The 17,613-nt window shown below is 66.2% G+C and carries 16 protein-coding genes; 3 read left to right on the plus strand and 13 right to left on the minus strand.

Features of this window, described 5'->3' with window-relative positions:
* Window positions 1-3: 3 nt before the first annotated feature.
* The 5 genes from AB4Z44_RS15365 to AB4Z44_RS15385 all read right to left on the minus strand — a co-directional run bounded on the left by AB4Z44_RS15365 (window position 4) and on the right by AB4Z44_RS15385 (window position 6,959).
* A complete protein-coding gene (locus AB4Z44_RS15365; RefSeq protein WP_404710569.1) occupies window positions 4-3,150 on the minus strand; it encodes an efflux RND transporter permease subunit in 3,147 nt (1,048 codons plus the stop codon).
* Window positions 3,151-3,165: 15 nt separating this feature from the next.
* Window positions 3,166-4,329: an efflux RND transporter periplasmic adaptor subunit gene (locus AB4Z44_RS15370; RefSeq protein WP_404710570.1), complete on the minus strand. Its 1,164-nt coding sequence runs from the start codon at window positions 4,327-4,329 to the stop codon at window positions 3,166-3,168.
* Window positions 4,330-4,418: 89 nt separating this feature from the next.
* The gene (locus tag AB4Z44_RS15375; protein WP_404710571.1) at window positions 4,419-5,339 is read right to left on the minus strand and encodes a 50S ribosomal protein L11 methyltransferase; all 921 of its coding nucleotides are present in this window, start codon (window positions 5,337-5,339) and stop codon (window positions 4,419-4,421) included.
* A complete protein-coding gene (locus tag AB4Z44_RS15380; protein WP_404710572.1) occupies window positions 5,329-6,042 on the minus strand; it encodes an SDR family NAD(P)-dependent oxidoreductase in 714 nt (237 codons plus the stop codon). The genes AB4Z44_RS15375 and AB4Z44_RS15380 overlap by 11 nt, the downstream gene beginning before the upstream one ends.
* 71 nt (window positions 6,043-6,113) lie before the next feature.
* Window positions 6,114-6,959: a dienelactone hydrolase family protein gene (locus AB4Z44_RS15385; protein ID WP_404710573.1), complete on the minus strand. Its 846-nt coding sequence runs from the start codon at window positions 6,957-6,959 to the stop codon at window positions 6,114-6,116.
* 193 nt (window positions 6,960-7,152) lie between these two features.
* Here AB4Z44_RS15385 and AB4Z44_RS15390 point away from each other — a divergent pair, with 193 nt between their 5' ends.
* Window positions 7,153-9,174, plus strand: a complete 2,022-nt coding sequence (locus AB4Z44_RS15390) for a TonB-dependent receptor (RefSeq protein WP_404710574.1) — start codon at window positions 7,153-7,155, stop codon at window positions 9,172-9,174.
* A gap of 30 nt (window positions 9,175-9,204) precedes the next feature.
* On the opposite strand, the gene AB4Z44_RS15395 is transcribed toward AB4Z44_RS15390, so the two are convergent.
* The 6 genes from AB4Z44_RS15395 to AB4Z44_RS15420 are packed head-to-tail and all read right to left on the minus strand — an operon-like array spanning window position 9,205 to window position 12,680.
* Window positions 9,205-9,918 carry a lysophospholipid acyltransferase family protein gene (locus tag AB4Z44_RS15395; RefSeq protein WP_404710575.1) on the minus strand — a complete coding sequence of 238 codons (714 nt, stop codon included), beginning with the start codon at window positions 9,916-9,918 and terminating at the stop codon, window positions 9,205-9,207.
* Window positions 9,919-9,928: 10 nt separating this feature from the next.
* Window positions 9,929-10,351 (minus strand): Fur family transcriptional regulator, encoded by a 423-nt coding sequence (locus AB4Z44_RS15400; protein WP_404710576.1) that lies wholly within the window; start codon window positions 10,349-10,351, stop codon window positions 9,929-9,931.
* A 40-nt stretch (window positions 10,352-10,391) separates the two neighbouring features.
* Entirely contained in the window at window positions 10,392-10,871 is a 480-nt protein-coding gene (locus tag AB4Z44_RS15405) for a GNAT family N-acetyltransferase (protein ID WP_404710577.1), read from the minus strand.
* Entirely contained in the window at window positions 10,868-11,485 is a 618-nt protein-coding gene (gene tsaB / locus AB4Z44_RS15410; protein WP_404710578.1) for a tRNA (adenosine(37)-N6)-threonylcarbamoyltransferase complex dimerization subunit type 1 TsaB, read from the minus strand. Before tsaB ends, AB4Z44_RS15405 begins: the two co-directional genes overlap by 4 nt.
* Before the next feature lie 4 nt (window positions 11,486-11,489).
* A complete protein-coding gene (locus AB4Z44_RS15415) occupies window positions 11,490-12,080 on the minus strand; it encodes a malonic semialdehyde reductase (RefSeq protein ID WP_404710579.1) in 591 nt (196 codons plus the stop codon).
* A 27-nt stretch (window positions 12,081-12,107) separates the two neighbouring features.
* Window positions 12,108-12,680: a NifU family protein gene (locus AB4Z44_RS15420; RefSeq protein ID WP_404710580.1), complete on the minus strand. Its 573-nt coding sequence runs from the start codon at window positions 12,678-12,680 to the stop codon at window positions 12,108-12,110.
* Between the two features lie 142 nt (window positions 12,681-12,822).
* Between AB4Z44_RS15420 and AB4Z44_RS15425 the strand changes: the two genes are divergently transcribed.
* Complete coding sequence (locus AB4Z44_RS15425) at window positions 12,823-13,164, plus strand: DUF6481 family protein (protein WP_404710581.1); 342 nt, start codon at window positions 12,823-12,825, stop codon at window positions 13,162-13,164.
* 33 nt (window positions 13,165-13,197) lie between these two features.
* Window positions 13,198-13,869 carry a spermidine synthase gene (locus AB4Z44_RS15430; RefSeq protein ID WP_404710582.1) on the plus strand — a complete coding sequence of 224 codons (672 nt, stop codon included), beginning with the start codon at window positions 13,198-13,200 and terminating at the stop codon, window positions 13,867-13,869.
* A 30-nt stretch (window positions 13,870-13,899) separates the two neighbouring features.
* On the opposite strand, the gene AB4Z44_RS15435 is transcribed toward AB4Z44_RS15430, so the two are convergent.
* Entirely contained in the window at window positions 13,900-16,107 is a 2,208-nt protein-coding gene (locus tag AB4Z44_RS15435; RefSeq protein ID WP_404710583.1) for a beta-glucosidase, read from the minus strand.
* A gap of 9 nt (window positions 16,108-16,116) precedes the next feature.
* Window positions 16,117-17,547, minus strand: coding sequence for a carboxylesterase/lipase family protein (locus tag AB4Z44_RS15440; RefSeq protein ID WP_404710584.1), 1,431 nt, complete (start codon window positions 17,545-17,547; stop codon window positions 16,117-16,119).
* Window positions 17,548-17,613: the final 66 nt, after the last annotated feature.

Below are 17,613 nucleotides of genomic sequence, written 5' to 3' on the forward strand. Positions count from 1 at the left end.
GGTTCACTCTGCCGGCTGGGGAACTCCGTGGCCGGATGCCTTCTCCCCTTCGTGTGCGAGTACGCGGCCGAAGCGCGGCGCGAGCCAGCTTTCCAGCCCATCGGCCAGACTGAAGCCCGCCGGCACGATCAGCAGGGTGAGCAGGGTCGAAAGCAAAAGGCCGCCGATGACGGTCACCGCCATCGGCTGGTTGAACGATCCGTCGCTGCCGATCGACAGAGCGGTCGGCAACATCCCCGCGATCATCGCCACCGTCGTCATGACGATCGGCTGCGCGCGCTTGTGGCCGGCATCGAGGATCGATTCCAGAAGGGTCCGGCCCTGGCGCATCTCTTCGATCGCGAAATCGATCAGCAGGATCGAATTCTTGGCGACGATGCCGAACAGCATGAGCAGACCGATCATCACCGGCAGCGAGATCGGCAGGCCAGCCACCACCAGAGCAAGCAGACCACCGAGCGGCGCCAGCAGCAGCGAGCCCATGTTGACGAAGGGCGGCATGAAGCGGCGATAAAGCAGGACCAGCACCGCGAAGACGAGCAGGATGCCAGCGACCAGGGCGATGACGAAGTTGGTCATCAGTTCCGCCTGCCACTTGGCTTCGCCGGCGGCGGCATAATGCACCCCCATTGGCAGATTCTTCATGACCGGAAGATCCATGATCTTGGCGCGTTGGTCGCCGCTGACCGCGCCGGGGGCGAGATCGGCGCTGATTACGATGCGGCGTTCCTGATTGTAGCGCTGGATCTGCGACGGGCTCGCGCCGAAGCCGATATCGGCCACCACCTTCAGCGGCACGCTGCCGCCGCGCGAGAGCTGCACCGGCAGATTCTGGATCGTCGACAGGCTGCGGCGGCTATTCTCGTCGAGCATCACCCGGATCGGGATCTGGCGATCGGACAGCGAGAATTTGGCGGCATTCTGGTCGATATCGCCCAGTGTGGCGATACGGATCGTCTGGCTGAGCGCCTGCGTGGTGACGCCCAGATCGGCGGCGAGATCCATGCGTGGCTTGATCGTGATCTCGGGGCGCGGAAGATCGCCTTCGATCCGCGGTGCGCGGATACCGGGCAGGCCCTTCATTTCCTCGATCAGCTTTTGCGCCGATCCATTGAGCTGAATGGGATCGTCGCCCGCCAGCATGATCGACACGTCGCGCGAACTGCCGCCACCGCCATTCTGCGACTGGAAATTGATCCGCGCGTCGGGAATCTTGCCCAGCAGCGGCGCCACTTCGCGCTCGAACTCGTAGCTCTTGCGCTTGCGATCGTCCTTCAGCGTCATCGCGATCGTGGCGCTGCCGACGCTGACATAGTCGACCGCGGTCTCGACCTCGGGCTGGGTCTTGAGGATCGCCACCGCGCGCTCGGCCACCTGGCGGGTCTGCTCCAGCGTCGTGCCGGGGGCGAGCGTGACCTCGACGCGGCTCGTGTCGCTGTCCTGTGGTGGTTGGAACGTCTTGGGCAAGGCCACGAACAGGCCGATCGTGATGAGGAAGGCGACGAGCCCGATGCCCATCGTCCACCAGCGATGATCGCGCAACGGCGCCAGCCGCCGCGTCCAGCCGCCTTCGGCGCGGGCGCGCTCCATGCCCGACTGGTCGATCGTCCAGCGCAGGATGCGCATATAGGCATCCATCATCCAGCCTTCGCCATGCTTGGCTTCGCCGTGCGATTTCAGGAAATAGGCGGCGATCATCGGTGTAATCAGGCGCGCGACGAGCAGGCTCATCAGCACCGCCACGACGACCGTGATACCGAAATTCTTGAAGAACTGGCCGGCGATGCCGGGCATCAGGCCGACAGGCAGGAACACCGCGACGATCGAAAACGTGGTGCCGACCACCGCGAGACCGATCTCGTCGGCGGCATCGATCGAGGCCTGATAGGCGGTCTTGCCCATGCGCATATGGCGGACGATATTCTCGATCTCGACGATCGCGTCATCGACCAGCACGCCAGCCACGAGACTGAGCGCGAGCAGGGTCATGAAGTTGAGCGTGAAGCCCAGCATGCTCATCACCCAGAAGGTCGGGATCGCCGACAAGGGGATCGCCAGTGCCGAGATCACGGTCGCACGCTTGTCGCGCAGGAACAGGAACACCACGACGACGGCGAGGATCGCGCCTTCGATCATCGCGCGCATCGCGCCTTTGTAATTCTGCTTGGTATATTTGGTGGAGTTGAAGCGCCGCACGAAGTGGATCTTCGGATTCTCCTTCTCCAGCTGGGCGAGAACCTTGAGCGCCTCGTCGTAGATCGCGACCTCCGATGCGCCGCGCGCGCGCAGCAGGCCGAAGCTCACCACCGGCTTGCCGTTGAGGATCGCGAGATCGCGCCGCTCGCCATACGCATCGCGCACGTCGGCAATGTCGGCCAGGCGGACCGAGCGGCCATTGCCGAGCTGGATCTGCGTCTGGCCCAGCGTATAGGCATCGTCGGCATTGCCGAGCACGCGCACCGCCTGTTCGGCGCCTGCAATCTCGGCGCGGCCGCCGGCGGCGTTCACGTTGGTCGCGCGCAGCTGGGTATTGACCTGGCTCGCGGTGACGCCCTGCGACTGCATCTTGGCCGGATCGAGGATCACGCGGATCTCGCGGCTGACCGCGCCAGCCACATTGATGCTCTGCATGCCCTCGATCGCCAGCAATCGGCGCGTGACGATATTCTGGACGTACCATGACAATTGCTCGAGCGTCATGTCATTGGCTTCGACCGAGAAATTGGCGAGCGCGCCGCCATTGACCTTGGCGCGGATGATCTGCGGCTCGAGAATGCCGTCGGGCAATTGGCCGCGGATCTGCGAGATCGCATCGCGCACGTCGGTGGTCGCGCGATCGACCGGCGTCTCCATCGTGAACTGGACGAAGGTTTCCGAGTTTCCTTCGGTCAGGGTCGAATTGATCTCGTCGACGCCCTCCAGATTACGCACCGCCGCCTCGACGCGCTGGGTGATCTGGTTTTCGAGCTCGGTCGGCGCCGCACCCGGCTGGGAGATGCTCACCACCACGCCCGGGAAGGTGATTTCCGGGCTCTGGTTGATGCTCATCCGCGTGAACGAGACGAGGCCCGCGAGGGTCAGCGCCGCGAACAGCACGATCGACGGCACCGGATTGCGGATCGACCAAGCCGAGATGTTCCGGAAATTCATGGGCTCGATCGATCCTCAGCGAGGCGACGGGGCGAGGTGCGGCTTCACCTTGTCGCCCGGGTTCAGGAAGGCGCCGGCCGACGCGACGACCTGCTCACGCCCGGTTAGGCCGGAGATGATGCTGACACCGCGATCGTCGACGTCGCCGACCTTCACCTCGCGGCGGACCGCGCGATTGTCGGGCCCGATCAGATAGACGTAATTGCCCTTCTGATCGCTCAGCACCGCGCTTTCGGGCAGCAACGGCACGTCGCCGACCCCGCCGCCGATCTCGGCTGCGGCAAAGCCGCCCGGGCGCAGCGCCTTGTTGAAGGGCAAGGCGATCCGCACCGTACCCTGGCGGGTATTGGTGTCGATCACAGGCGAGATCTGCCAGACCTCGCCCGCAACCTTCATCGTGGTGCCGACCGGCGTCACGAAGGCGGGCGAGCCGACATGGATGCGCGCCAGATCGGCCTCCGAAAGATGCGCCTGCAATTCCATCTTGCCGCCCTCGGCGACGCGGAACAGGGCCTGCGACTGGACGCCGACCGTCTGCCCGGCCTCGACCGCGCGCGTCAGCACCAGTCCTGCGGTCGGCGAGCGGATGTCGAGCCGGCCGATCATCGCCTGCTGCTGCTTGTACTGCGCCTGCGCGACCGCAACCCGAGCATTGGCCGAATCGAGCGTCGCTTCCTTCTGCTCGATATCGGCCTTCGAGACGAAGCCGTTGCTGACGAGCTTGCGCGCGCGCTCCAGCTGGGATCTGGCGAGATCGGCATCGGCCTGGGCCTGGCGGATCGAGGCGGCGAGGCTCGCGGCCTGCTGGACCTGGACCGAGCGATCGATCACCGCCAGCGACTGGCCGGCCTTCACCCAGTCGCCCGGCTCGACCAGTACGCGCACGACCGTGCCGCCCTCGCCGGCGACGCCGACCGGCATATCGCGCCGCGCGCTGATATTGCCGACCGCGGGAATCTCGGTGGTCACCGAATGGCGCCCCGGAACGATCACGGTGATACCCGGTGCGGTATCGGTGACGGGAGCGGCGGGTTTGCGGAAGACGCGCAGCGCGACGACGCCGGCAACGACCAGCACCAACGCCATGATCGAGGCGACGATGATCATCCGCCGACGGCGGGCATTGCCTTCGTCCAGCTCGGTATAATCCGAGGACCCGATGCCCGCTTCCATGTTCATCACGCCTGCCCGTCCCTCCAGCGCGCGCAACCATCCCCAGGCGGCGCATCACTGTATTAGCTTAGTATGTCACTTGGCTCAAGCGTCGTTTACGATGCCTGAACGAGCCCCAGGATCGACCAATCCCCTTGGTCGATCCGCTCGGCGAGGACAGCCCCTCGCGCCTGATAGGCTTTTAACACATCGTCCGCCTGCGAAGCCAGCAGTCCGGCCAGCAGGATGTGACCTTTTGGTGCCACAACGGCACTAAAATCCGGGGCGAGCGCGATCAGCGGACCGGCGAGGATATTGGCAATCAGCAGATCGAACGGCGCGGCCGCGGCGAGCGCGGGATCGTCCATACCATCGGCCGCGACCAGGGCGATCGCGGCAGGATCGATCCCGTTGATCTCCATATTCTCGGCCGTGACCTCGATCGCAACCGGATCGATGTCCGATGCGATCACATCGGCGTCGGGCCACAGCGCATGCGCCGCAAAGGCGAGCAGACCGGTGCCCGTGCCGATATCGGCGATGCGACCGAATTGCTTTCCAGCCTCCGCCCAGCGATCGAGCATCGCAAGGCAGCCTGCCGTCGTCTCGTGATGCCCGGTACCGAAGGCACGACTCGCCTCGATGCGGAAGGCGGTCACGCCAGCGGGTACCGTGTCAGCATAAGCGGCGGTGTGGACGAAGAAGCGCCCGGCGCGGATCGGTTCGAGCCAGCGCTGGCTGATCGTCACCCAATCCTCGTCGCCGATCCGCTCGATCCGCGCCTCGACGCCCTCAGCACTCGGCACGAGCGCCCGCACCGCCGCGATCAGGGCGGCATCGGGCTCCTGCCCGAAATAGGCGTCGAGTTGCCATTCTTCAGGACGATACTGGTCGGGTTCGCTCGTCATCAGCACGGGCGGCGGATCGACGCCCTCGAACTCGGGCTCCTCCACCGCGAGCGCCTCCGCCTCCGCTTTGGTGCAGGGCAAGGTGAGCTTCCAGCTCTCGGCACTCTGCACCTGCCATTCATCGGACATAGGAGGCTCCATTGATGTCGAGCACGGCGCCGGTCATCGATGCCGGCGCTTCGAGCGCGAGGAAACGGACGGTGGTCGCGACCTCGGCCGGATCGGCGACGCGGCCGAGCGGAATATCGGCCAGCAATTTGTCGCCGCCGCGCTTCGAGAGATATTCCTCGGCCATGCCCGTCATGGTGAAACCGGGGCAGACCGCGAAGGCCAGGATGCCCTCGGCAGCATAACCGCGCGCGATCGTCTTGGTCATCGCGACCATTCCCGCCTTCGACGCTGCATAGTGCCAGTGCGCCGGGCTATCGCCGCGATACGCCGCCCGGCTGGCGAGATTGACGATCCGGCCCTCGGTACCGCGCATCTGCCAGTGGCGCACGGCGAGACGGCACAGTTCGGCCGAGGCGGTAAGGTTGATCCGCATCGTCCGCTCCCAGCCGGCAAGCCAGTCCTCGTCCGGGGAGTCGAGCGGCGTCGCTTCGAAGATTCCGGCATTGTTGATCAGCACGTCGATCCGCCCATCGAACCGCGCCAGCGCCTCCGCCCACAAAGCCGGCGCGGCGCCGGGCTCGTCGAGATCGGCGGGAATCGTGCCCGCCTCGTCGGCGCGCGTGGCGTGGCCGATCAGACGGACGTCATCGGAATCGAAGGCAGCCGCGATCGCACGGCCGATGCCCCGGCTGGTGCCGGTAGCGAGAATGTTGAGCGTCATGCGCCCGCGGTAGCCGCTTTTTGGGAGACTGCGACAACTTTTCCCCGCCCGTGCAGAGCGGGGAGACAAGGTCAGGCCACGCCGTGCGCCTTGAAGAAGGCCAGCGCGCGCGCCCAGCCGTCCTTGGCGTCGGCCTCGTTATAGGATGCACGATAATCCGCATGGAAACCGTGGGCGGCATCGGGATAGACCTTGATCTCGTCATCCTTGCCCGCCGCCTTGAGCGCCGCGCGCATCGCATCGACGTCGGCCGCCGTGATGCCGGTATCGAGCCCGCCATAGAGGCCGAGCACCGGGGCCTTGAGTTCGCCGGCACGCGCGATCAGCGGCTTCAGCGGACCGTACCAGGCGACACCTGCCTTGAAATCGGGATTGACCATGGCGCTCCGCCACACGACACCGCCGCCCCAGCAGAAGCCGGTGATCCCGATCTTGTCGGGCTTGGTGAATTTCTGCGTCTTGAGCCAAGCGGTGGTGGCGGCGACATCGCCGTCGACCTGGACATCGCTTGCCTGGCGGACGATCGCAATAATCTGCTGGAGATCGCTCATCGCGGGCAGATTGGCGCCGGAGCGATAGAAAAAATCGGGTGCCACCGCGACATAGCCGAGCTTCGCGAAGCGGCGGCAGATATCCTTGATATAATCGTGGATGCCGAACACCTCATTGATGACCACGATCGTCGGATGCCGCCCCGAACCCTTGGGTCGCGCGACATAGGCCGGCAGCGGATTGGGCGCGCCGTTGGGGATCATCGCCTTCTCGATCACCAGCCCGTCTTCGGGCGTCGTGATCGGTGCGGCTTCGGCCGAGAAGGCGGCGACCGCATAGCCGGTGAAGAACAAGCCGGCGACCGCACGACGGCTGATATGGAAATCCTCGGGTTCGGATCCATCGGGGCGAGTCAGGTTGAGCATGCCGCATCCTCTCCGGCTTGGGGTATCCGGAAACTATCCTGCCGCACGCGCGGCGGCAATCCGCGTCCTATTGGCGGCGGCGAGGCCACAGTACCGCATTAAATCGCCCTGAGTTGGGCTGCAGCGGGCTTGATTGCGACAAAGTCAACGATGGCAGCTGCATTTGGCGAAGGAGCTTCGCTATGGGAGCGCCATGCCTGCCGCCCTTCCCCCGACTCCGCCCATCGAAATCACCGTCACTGGCCGGGGCCTCGCCGCCGCCGAGGGCGATGCCGCCTACGACGTCGTCACGATCGATCGCGATCGGTTGAGCACCACCGCGAGCGGGCGGCTGGAGGATGTGCTGCGCGATGTCGCCGGCTTCGCCCAATATCGCAGGTCGGACGCGCGCTCGGCGCATCCCACCAGCCAGGGCGCGACCCTGCGCGGACTCGGCGGCAATGCCTCGTCGCGCGCGCTCGTCGTGCTGGACGGCGTCCCGCAAGTCGATCCGTTCGGCGGTTGGGTCACCTTCACCGCCTTCGATCCCTCACGTCTGGGCCAGGTGCGCGTGACGCGCGGCGGCGGCAGCGGCGTATACGGGCCGGGGGCTCTCGCCGGTACGATCGAGCTTTCCAGCGCGAGCCCCGAGGAGCTGGCGCCGGTCGAGGCGTCCATCCTCTACGGCAGCCGCAATTCGGTCGATGCCGATGCGGCGCTGTCGGGCAAGCTCGGCGCGGGTTTCGCCACCCTCTCGGGATCCTATTCCCGCGGGGACGGCTTCATCCCGATCGTGGCGAACCAGCGCGGGCCGGTCGACAAGGCCGCCCCCTATCGCCAGGGCAGCATCGACGGGCGCGTCGTCTTCCCGGTCGCCCCCGATACCGAATTGCAGGCCAACATGCTCATGTTGCGCGACGAGCGCACGCGCGGGCTCGATGGCACCGCCAACACCTCGTCGGGCGCCGATGCGAGCGTGCGGCTCGTCGGCCATGGCCGCTGGGGCTTCGAGGCGCTGGCCTACCTGCAGGAGCGCAAATTCACCTCGGGCTTCGCCAGTGCGAACGCGACCCGAACGGTGGTCACCCCGTCACTCAACCAATATGACGTGCCGGCAAGCGGCGTCGGCGGTCGCATCGAAATTCGCCCCCCGCTCGGCAAGATCGAGCTCCGGCTCGGCGTCGATGGGCGCCACACGGTCGGCGAGACCGACGAATTCTACACCTATGTGGCCGGCCAGCCGACCCGACAGCGCGATGCGGGCGGCGCGACCGCCACCACCGGCGCCTTCGCCGAACTGAGCGTGCCGTTGCTGGGCGATGCCATCATCCTCACCGGCGGCGGACGGATCGATCGCTGGTGGATCACCAACGGGCATCTGCGCGAGCAGACGATCAGCACGTCCGCTTTCCTCACCAACACCAATTATGCCGATCGACACGGCACCGAGGGGACCGGACGCGGCGGGCTCGCGTGGAAGGTTACCGACGCTGTGCGCTTACGCACCGCCGCCTATCTCGGCTGGCGTCTGCCGACGTTGAACGAGCTCTATCGCCCCTTCCGTGCGGGCCCCGACGCCACGGCGGCCAATCCGGCGCTGAAGCCCGAGCGCGTGAAGGGCCTGGACGGAGGGATCGACTGGACCCCGCTGCCCAATATCAAATTCTCGGCGACCGCATTCCACAACATCCTCGACGATGCGATCGGCAATATCACGCTCGGCGCGGGCCCGGGTACCTTTCCGGGCGTCGGCTTCGTCGCCGCCGGCGGCGTGTTCCGCCAGCGCGGCAATCTCGATGCGATCCGATCGAACGGCGCCGAGCTGGAGGGCAGCTTCACCGACGGCGCATGGCGGCTGAGCGCCTCCTATGCCTATGTCGATGCACGTGTGCGGGGATCGGGCGTATCGGCGCCGCTCAACGGCCTGCGCCCGGCGCAGACACCCAAGCAACAAGTATCCGCCACGATCGGGCGCGAGGAGGCCTCAGGCCTCTCGGCTGCCGCGACCGTCCGCTACATTTCGGGTCAGTTCGAGGACGACCAGAACAGCCGGATCGACAAGGCTGCGACCACGCTCGACCTGACCGCGGCACTGCCGCTGGGCAAGGGCTTCTCGATCCAGGCGCGGGCGGAGAATGTGACGAATACTTTGGTCGAGGCAACCGTCGCGTCGGACGGCACGATCGAGCGGGCGAGCCCGCGGACATTGTGGATCGGAATCAAGTATCGCGGCTAGGCAGGCGCCCCTCTTCGGAGGAGGATCGAGTCAGGATTGTCCCAATACGGCGGCTATCGCCCGATGACTCTCGGTTGCCAGCACCTTGCGATCCAACATCCTGGCATCGAGCGGTTCGAGGAAATGCAAGGTCACCCGCACCGGCGCGGGGCGGCCGATCATGCGCCTGCCCTCGGTCGCGAAACCGGTGCCGTCCGGCCATGCGATTTCGGCTGAGCGATCGCCATAATCGATTGCCACCGGCTGGACCATGACACCCGCCTCCACCGCTGCCGCGAACAGCGCCGGACGAAACGGATCGAGGGTCACCCCATCACCGGTACCGCCTTCCGCGAACAGCCCGACGGGATGGCCGCTCTTCAGCGCATCGACCACCGCATTAGCCTGCGACCGCGTCGAGCTGCGGCGTTCGCGGGCAACGAACACGCTGCCGCCGATCTTGGCCAGCCACCCGACTACGGGCCAGCCGGCAATCTCCGACTTGGCGATGAATTGCGTATGGCGCGCGCCGCCGAGCGCAAGGATATCGAGCCAGGTAATGTGGTTGGCCACATAGAGAACATTGCGGCGGACCGGCGTGCCGACAATTCGCACCCGTAGCCCCAGCAGCCAGCCGACCCGGCCGAGGAAGAAGCACACCATCCCGGTGCCGTCACCGAACAGCCGGAGAACGGCCCAGATCGGCAGGCAGATCGCCAGCAGGAGCGCGATGCTCGCCACCCGCACCGCGATGCGTATCATCATGGCGCTATGCTCAATCCTTGCGGGCGAGCGAGACGCCGTAAAGCTCCATGCGGTGATCGACCAGACGGAAGCCGAGCTTCTCGGCAATGCGCTTCTGCAATGCCTCCAGCTCGGCATCGACGAACTCGATCACCTTGCCGGTCTCGACATCGATCAGATGATCGTGATGCGTCTCCGCCGCCGCCTCGTAGCGCGCGCGGCCGTCGCCGAAATCGTGGCGTTCGAGGATGCCGGCATCCTCGAACAGGCGCACGGTGCGATAGACGGTGGCAATCGAGATGCCCGGATCGATCGCCGATGCACGCACGTGCAACGCCTCGACATCGGGATGGTCCTCCGCCTCGGACAGCACGCGCGCGATTACGCGCCGCTGCTCGGTGATGCGCAGACCCTTATCGGCGCACAGCGTCTCTACGTCGATCTTGCGAGTCATGGCCTCAACCTAGAAACTTTTTCGAAAGGAAGGAAGGCCGTCAACCGATCGGCCGCGCCAGCGTCAGTGCATCATGGGTCGAGCCATCGCCACCGCGATAATAATCCCGACGCCGCCCGATCTGGCCGAAACCCTGGCGCTGGTAAAGACACAATGCCTGATTGCCGTCGCGCACCTCGAGCAGCAGCCGGTGCGCGCCGCGTGCGGCGGCATTCATCGCCGTGCGATCGATCAGCGCACTGGCAACCCCGCGCTGGCGCCAATCGGGATCGACGGCGAGCAACAGCAATTCGGCCTCGTCCATCAGCAACCGGCTGAGCGCGAAGCCGACTGGCTGGGATACCCCATCCTCCGTCGCTTCGGCAAAGCTCAGCCACACATCGGGCAGCGACATGATGCCGAGGCACTGGCCGCGGTTCCAGGCTTCCCCAAAGGCGGGATCGAACGCCCGCACCATCACGCGCATCAGCGCTCCGATATCGTCGGAGCCGCCTTCACGGAGGTGGATCGGCGTGGTCATCCCGGCAGCTTCGCGTCGGGCGCGCGGCCGTAAATCGGGATCGGCGGGAGCGCGACAAGCGCATCGGGCAGCAGGCCGGCATCGGCGGCATCCGGAAAACGCTCTTCAGCGAAGCCGAAGCCGCGCGCGGCGACCAAAGGCGCTGCGCCCGAACCCAACACCAGTGCATCGGGTATCACGGTAGCCGCATCGGCCGGGGCCAGCGAACGCAGATCGGAGAGAGGCGCGACGGGCAAGCGCGCATAACGCTGTACGAACAATTCGCCATGGCCGCCGGTGATCGCCACCGCCACGCTCTCCTCATCGCTCCCCTGCGCCGCCGCGATCAGCGCCAGCGCGCTATAGCCGCGGACCGGCACGCCCCACGCATAGCCGAGCGCGCGCGCCGCCGCGAGACCGACACGAATACCCGTAAAGCTGCCCGGCCCGCAATCGACCAGGATCAGGTCGGCGCGCTCGACGCCGGCGGCGGCCAAAACCTCGCCGATCATCGGCACCAGCCGCTCGGCATGGCCGCGCCCGACCAGTTCATGCGCGCTGGCCAGCCGCACGCGGCCCGCCAGCAGCGCCACCGAACAGGCCGCCGTCGCAGTCTCGATGACGAGCGCCGCCACAGGATCAGAGGATGGTATTGGCTTCCTCGAAATCGAGGCGCGGCAGCCGGCCGAAGATGCTTTCCGGATCGCCATGGCCCAAGGTCGAGATGAAGTTCACCTTGTAGGTGGTGCCGGCGAAGAAGGCTTCGTTCACCTTGGCCGGATCGAAGCCCGACATCGGCCCGGTATCGAGGCCCAGCATGCGCGCGGCGACGATGAAATAGGCGCCCTGCAGGGTCGAATTGCGGAACGCCGATTCGTGGATCAGCGCGTCGTTGCCGATGAACCACGGGCGCGCGTCGGTATGCGGGAAGAGCTTGGGCAGCTTTTCGTAGAATTCCATGTCCATGCCGATCACCGCCGCGACCGGCGCTTTCGCGATCTTGGCGGCATTCGTGGCGGACGCACAGGCCGCGAGCTTGTCCTTCGCCTCCTGGCTCACGCACCAGACGATGCGCGCAGGCTCCTGGTTGGCCGAGGTCGGCCCCCATTTCATCAGATCCCAGATAGCGCGGAGCTGCGCCTCGCCGACGGGCTCGTCGGTAAAGCCATTATAGGTCCGCGCAGTGCGGAAGATACGATCGAGCGCGTCGTCGTTGAGTGATTCGGCCATGAGATCCCCGTCTGGATGGATGGTCGGTCAGGCGGCGCGGACTTCGGTCACTTCCGGCACATAATGCTTCAGCAGCTGCTCGATGCCGTTCTTGAGAGTGGCCGATGACGACGGGCAACCCGAACAGGCGCCGTGCATCGCCAGATAGACAGTGCCGCGATCGAAGCCCCGGTAGACGATATCGCCGCCGTCGCGCGCCACCGCCGGGCGCACGCGCAGCTCGATCAATTCCTTGATCTGTGCGACGATATCGGCGTCGGCCGGGTCTTCGGCGAAGTCGCCATCCTCGGCGACATCGATATCGCCCGCCGTGCCCGCGCGGAAAAGCGGCGCATGGCTGGAGAAATGATCCAGCAGCACGCTCAATACCTGGGGCTTGAGCGACCGCCATTCAGCACCTTCGCCGGCGGTGACCGAAACGAAATCCTTGCCGAAGAAGACGCCCGAGACATCGCCGAGATCGAACAGCGCCTCGGCAAGCGGTGAAGCCGTGGCCTCCTCCGCATCGGCAAAATCGCGCGTGCCCGCCGTCATCACCGCCTGACCCGGAAGGAATTTCAGCGTGGCCGGATTCGGCGTCGTTTCGGTCTCGATCAGCATGGTCCCCATGTGGGCCGGAGCCGGCACCGGATCAAGCCCGGCGCACGCAACCGATCGTTTTGCGAGACACAGCGAAAATTGCCGCTAAAGGAACTTAGCGTACAGCGGACGGTTCGCCGCGCAACAGGAACAAGAGACTCGAGTGGCTTTCAAGATACCCGATTTCAAAGAACGCACTGCCATGGCCAAGGAGGCGCGGCAGAAAGCGCTCGAAAAGATGAAAGACCGGCCGGTGCCCGATGCCGCGCTGATGGCGGAGCGTGCCGCAGCGCGCGAAGCCAAGGAAGCGGCCGAGGCCGAGAAGCGCGCGGCCAAGCGCGAAGCCGAGCAACAGGCGAAGGAAGCCAAGCGCGCTGCCGCCGAGGCCGCCCGCCTGGCCGAGGAAGAGGCCAAGGCCAAGCTGGTCAAGCCAGCCAAGACCGAAGCCGAACTCAAGGCGGCGCGCGACGCGCGCTACGCGGCCCGCAAGAAGCGCAAGGGCTGATCGCCCGCTTCCCGCCCATAAGGACACAGCCTTATGACGCCGCGTGAACTGATCGACACGGCGCAGATCCCGGGCGGCGATGAACTGCGCCTGTTCCGGCGTGGCGGCGATTTCATGATCGTGCTCGACCGTAACGAGCTGATGAACAGCCGGATGAGCGGATCGGAAGAGGCGCTCGCGACGATGGCGTGCGAGCGTATCGCCGGCCGCCCGGCGCCGCATCTGCTGATTGGCGGGTACGGCATGGGCTTCACCTTGCGCGCGGCGCTCGCGGTGCTGGGCGCCGATGCCCGGCTGACCGTCGCCGAACTGGTGCCCGAGATCATCGCCTGGGCGCGCGGGCCGATGCAGGCGTTGATGGCGGGCTGCCTCGACGATCCGCGCGTGACCGTGGTGGAAGGCGATGTCGCCGCGCTGATCGCGGCCGGCCGATCGACCTATGACGCAATCCTGCTCGACGTAGACAACGGCCCCGATGGCCTCACCCGCGCCGGCAATGACGGCCTCTACTCGGCGCGCGGGCTCGCCGCGCTCAAGGCTGCGCTGAAACCTGGCGGCATCGCCGCGATCTGGTCGGCGGCACCGGACAATGCCTTCGCCCGGCGCATGGCAAGCGCGGGCTTCCTTATCGATGAGGTGGCCGTGCGTGCGCGCCAGAACGGCAAGGGGCCCCGGCACGTCATCTGGTTCGGTACGCCGCGCTAAGATCCTTCCGTTTCGGGAGGGATGGCCGGATCACGGCTTCAATCGCGCCGAGGCGATATTGGCCGCCCCCCACAGGATCTCGCTTTCCGCATCGGGCCCGACGCCGATACGATAGCTGCCGGGCGTGATCCGCCAGCCATGCTGGGCGGTATCGAACGATGCCAGCAGCCTCGGATCCGCCGTAACCGTGACCCGCCGCGTCTCGCCGGGGGCGAGCGCCACCTTTTCGAACCCGATCAGGCGCCGCATCTTTCGCCCCGCCGCAATCGTCAGATAGACTTGCGGTACGTCCTTGCCCGCGATCGCGCCGCTATTGGTGACGTCGAAGCTCGCGACGATCGTCTTGCCGCCCTTCACCGCCAGGTTGGCGTAGCGGAAGCTGGTGTAGCTCAGCCCATAGCCGAACGGGTAAAGCGGCTTGATGTTCTGGCGGGCGAACCAGCGATAACCGACATCCGAGCCCTCGATCGTATAGTCCACCTTCACCGGCGCACCGGCTGGCCCGCCCCAGCCGGGAATGGTGGGCCGCGGAAGCTGGCTCTCGTCGACCGGCCAGCTGATCGGCAGGCGGCCCGAAGGATTGACCTCTCCGAACAAAATCCGCGCGATTGCCTCGCCACCTTTGGCGCCCGAATACCAGGCCTGGACCACGCCCGCGACCTTGCCCGCCCATGGCATGCGTACCGGATTGCCGGTCTCGAGCACGACGATCGTATTGGGATTGGCCGCCGCGACCGCCTCGATCAGCGCATCCTGCCCGAACGGCAGCGCCATGCTCGGCACGTCGTCGCCCTCGGTCGAAGGCTGATAGACGAAGACGATCGCGACATCGGCCTGCTTCGCGGCGGCGGCAGCGGTTTCCGGATAGATGCCGGTGTCGAAACTGACCGGCGCCGTTTTTGCCCGTGCCCGGATCGCCATGAGGGGTGACGAGGGATCGAAGACGACATTCTGCATCAGCGCCATCATCCCCTCGCCCCCGATCGGCACCATGCGCGGCGCGATCGGCCCCTGGTGATAAGGGTTGGCGACTTGCGACGATCCGCCGCCCGACGGCACGCCGCTCTCGGCATGCCCGCCGATCACCGCGATCCGCTTCGCGCCGGCGACGAGCGGCAGCAGCCCCTTGCGATTGTCGAGCAGGACGATCCCGCCTTCGGCTTCGTCCTGGGCCACCTTGGCGTGCGCGGCGAAATCGATCGGCGCCTTGACGGGGGGATTGTCGACCAGCCCGTGCGCGAACATCGCGCGCAGAATGCGCAACGCCGCATCGTCGACGCGTGCCTGCGGCACCGTCCCCGCCGTCACGGCCTCCTTCAGTGGCTGACCAAACCAGATCTGCTTGTCGAGCTGCTCGCCCGATTGCTGATCGAGCCCGGCCACAAACGCATCGACCGTGTGGACCGCCCCCCAATCGGACATGACGAAACCGCGATAGCCCCAGTCGCGCTTGAGTACCTGGTTCAGCGTCCAGTCGTTCTGGCAGCCATAGATACCGTTCACCAGATTGTACGAGCACATCACCGACCCGGGCTGGCCGCGCTCGATCGCGATCTCGAAGGCGAGCAGATCGGATTCGCGCGCCGCCGCCTCGCCGATCACCGAATCGGCGGTCATGCGCTCATGCTCCTGCCCGTTGAGCGCAAAATGCTTCACCGTGGAGAGGATGCCGAGGCTCTGGATGCCGCGGATCGATTCCCCCGCCATGATCCCGGCAAGCAAGGGATCCTCGCCGACATATTCGAAATTGCGGCCGCCGCGCGGATCGCGCGTCAGGTTGACGCCGCCGGCGAGCAGCACGTTGAGTCCTTTGGCACGCGCCTCGCTGGCAATCATCGCACCGCCCGCGAAGGCGATGGCGGGATCGAAGGTCGCGGCCAGCGCCATGCTCGACGGCAAGGGCGTCGACATGTCGCCGGGGCCGCGGATCAGCATGGGATTGGCGATGCCGAGGCTCGCGTCGGTTTCCTGCAAAGCCGGAATGCCGAGCCGGTCGTTGCCCGGAACATAGCCTGCCGATCCGATCGCCCCTTCGGGCACGACCATGCCGGGAATCCACGGCACCGCCATCGGCCCATGGAAGAGCGCGATCTTCTCGTCGAGCGTCATCGCGTCGAGCAGCAGCCGGGCGCGATCGTCCGACGGCAGTTTGGTGTTGCGCCATGGCTGGGCGGCGATAGCCCCGCCGACGATCGTTGCCGCCAGCATCAGGGCGACACGCGACAGGCGCTTCATCATGATCTCCGGTTAGGGGCGCGCAGGCGGGTTTGCCGCATCGATATCGGCACCCCATGTATCCTTGCCCGGCACGGCGTCACCGCTCGCCGCGAAATCCATGATCGTGTCGCTGGCGGCGGCATAATGTGCCCATTGGGGCAATCCGGCGCCGTTGGGATCGCCGGTCTTTGCGAAATTGACGATATAGGCACTGATCATCCGTCCTACGCCCTGATCGCGCGGCGTGGTCTTGTCGCCATATTTGATCGTCTCGGTGTGGAAGAAGAAGGGGATGTCGCTGGCATGGCCCGCCCCCGCCGTCTGCGGCGTGCGGGCCGAGTCCGCGACATAGGAGAAGCGATATTCGTAGACCGGGACGCCCTTGCTCGCGATCGTGGCCGATGCGCTGCGCGCACCTGCGACCATCATGCCGGTCTTGCCTCCGATATCGGCGCTGGTCGCCCCGATCATGATCGGGACATGCGCGAAATCGCCCGATCGATAGGCCTGCCCCGCATCGACCGCGAGCTTCCCATCGACGAACGGCGAAGCGAAGGTGCGCGGGCCGCTGGGAGCGAACAAGGCCATCATGTTGAGCCCGCTGGTCACATCCTCGGCCGAAAGCGCGCGCAATCTGGCGAGCGCCTGCGGATCGTCGGGGGCGATGCCCTTCGATTGGGCGAAGGCGACGCCGATCGTCTCGGCCACGGCAAGGCCATCGCTGCCCATCGCCTGACCGTTGCCGCCCGACATCACCACGGCCTTGGCGAACAGCCCTTTGGCAAGCGGCGAGGTGACGAGCGCATGGACGGACATGCCGCCCGCACTCTCGCCGATGATCGTCACGTTGCGCGGATCGCCACCGAACCTGGCGATGTTCGTCCGGACCCACTTCAGCGCGGCGATCTGGTCCATATAGCCGTAATTGCCGAGCAGCCCGCCGTCGGCATCCTCCCTGGTGAGCTGCGGGTGCGCGAAGGTGCCGAAGCGGCCGACGCGATAGTTGAAGCTGACGAACATCACGCCCTGCTTGGCAATATTGGCGCCCGAATAGGTCGGCGGCGAGGCGCCGCCGTTCACGAAGCCGCCGCCATAGATCCACACGATCACGGGGAGCCTGGCCGTGACGCCGGCCGGACGCCAGACGTTGAGATAAAGACAATCCTCGGCCGGCGGCGTACCGAGTGGGGCGGCATCGCTCGGGAAGGGCACCTGCATGCAGTCATGGCCGTAATCGGTGGCATCGCGGGTGCCGCGCCACACTGCCGCCGGCTGCGGCGCACGCCAGCGCAGCGCGCCGACCGGCGGGGCGGCGAAGGGAATGCCCTTCCAGCTCGCCACACCCTCGGCCGTGACGCCCCGCACCGGACCGGACGCGGTCGTGACGACGGGCATGCCCTGCGCGATCGCGGCAGTGGGCAGTGCAATTGCGGCCAATAGCCCGATCCGGATCTTACGCATGCCGCCCCGCCTTCAGTTGATGACTGTAATCGTTTACATCGCGTATTTTACTACATAGGCCTCTCC

This window comes from Sphingomonas sp. MMS24-J13, assembly GCF_044905095.1.
Classification (GTDB): Bacteria; Pseudomonadota; Alphaproteobacteria; order Sphingomonadales; family Sphingomonadaceae; genus Sphingomonas_I.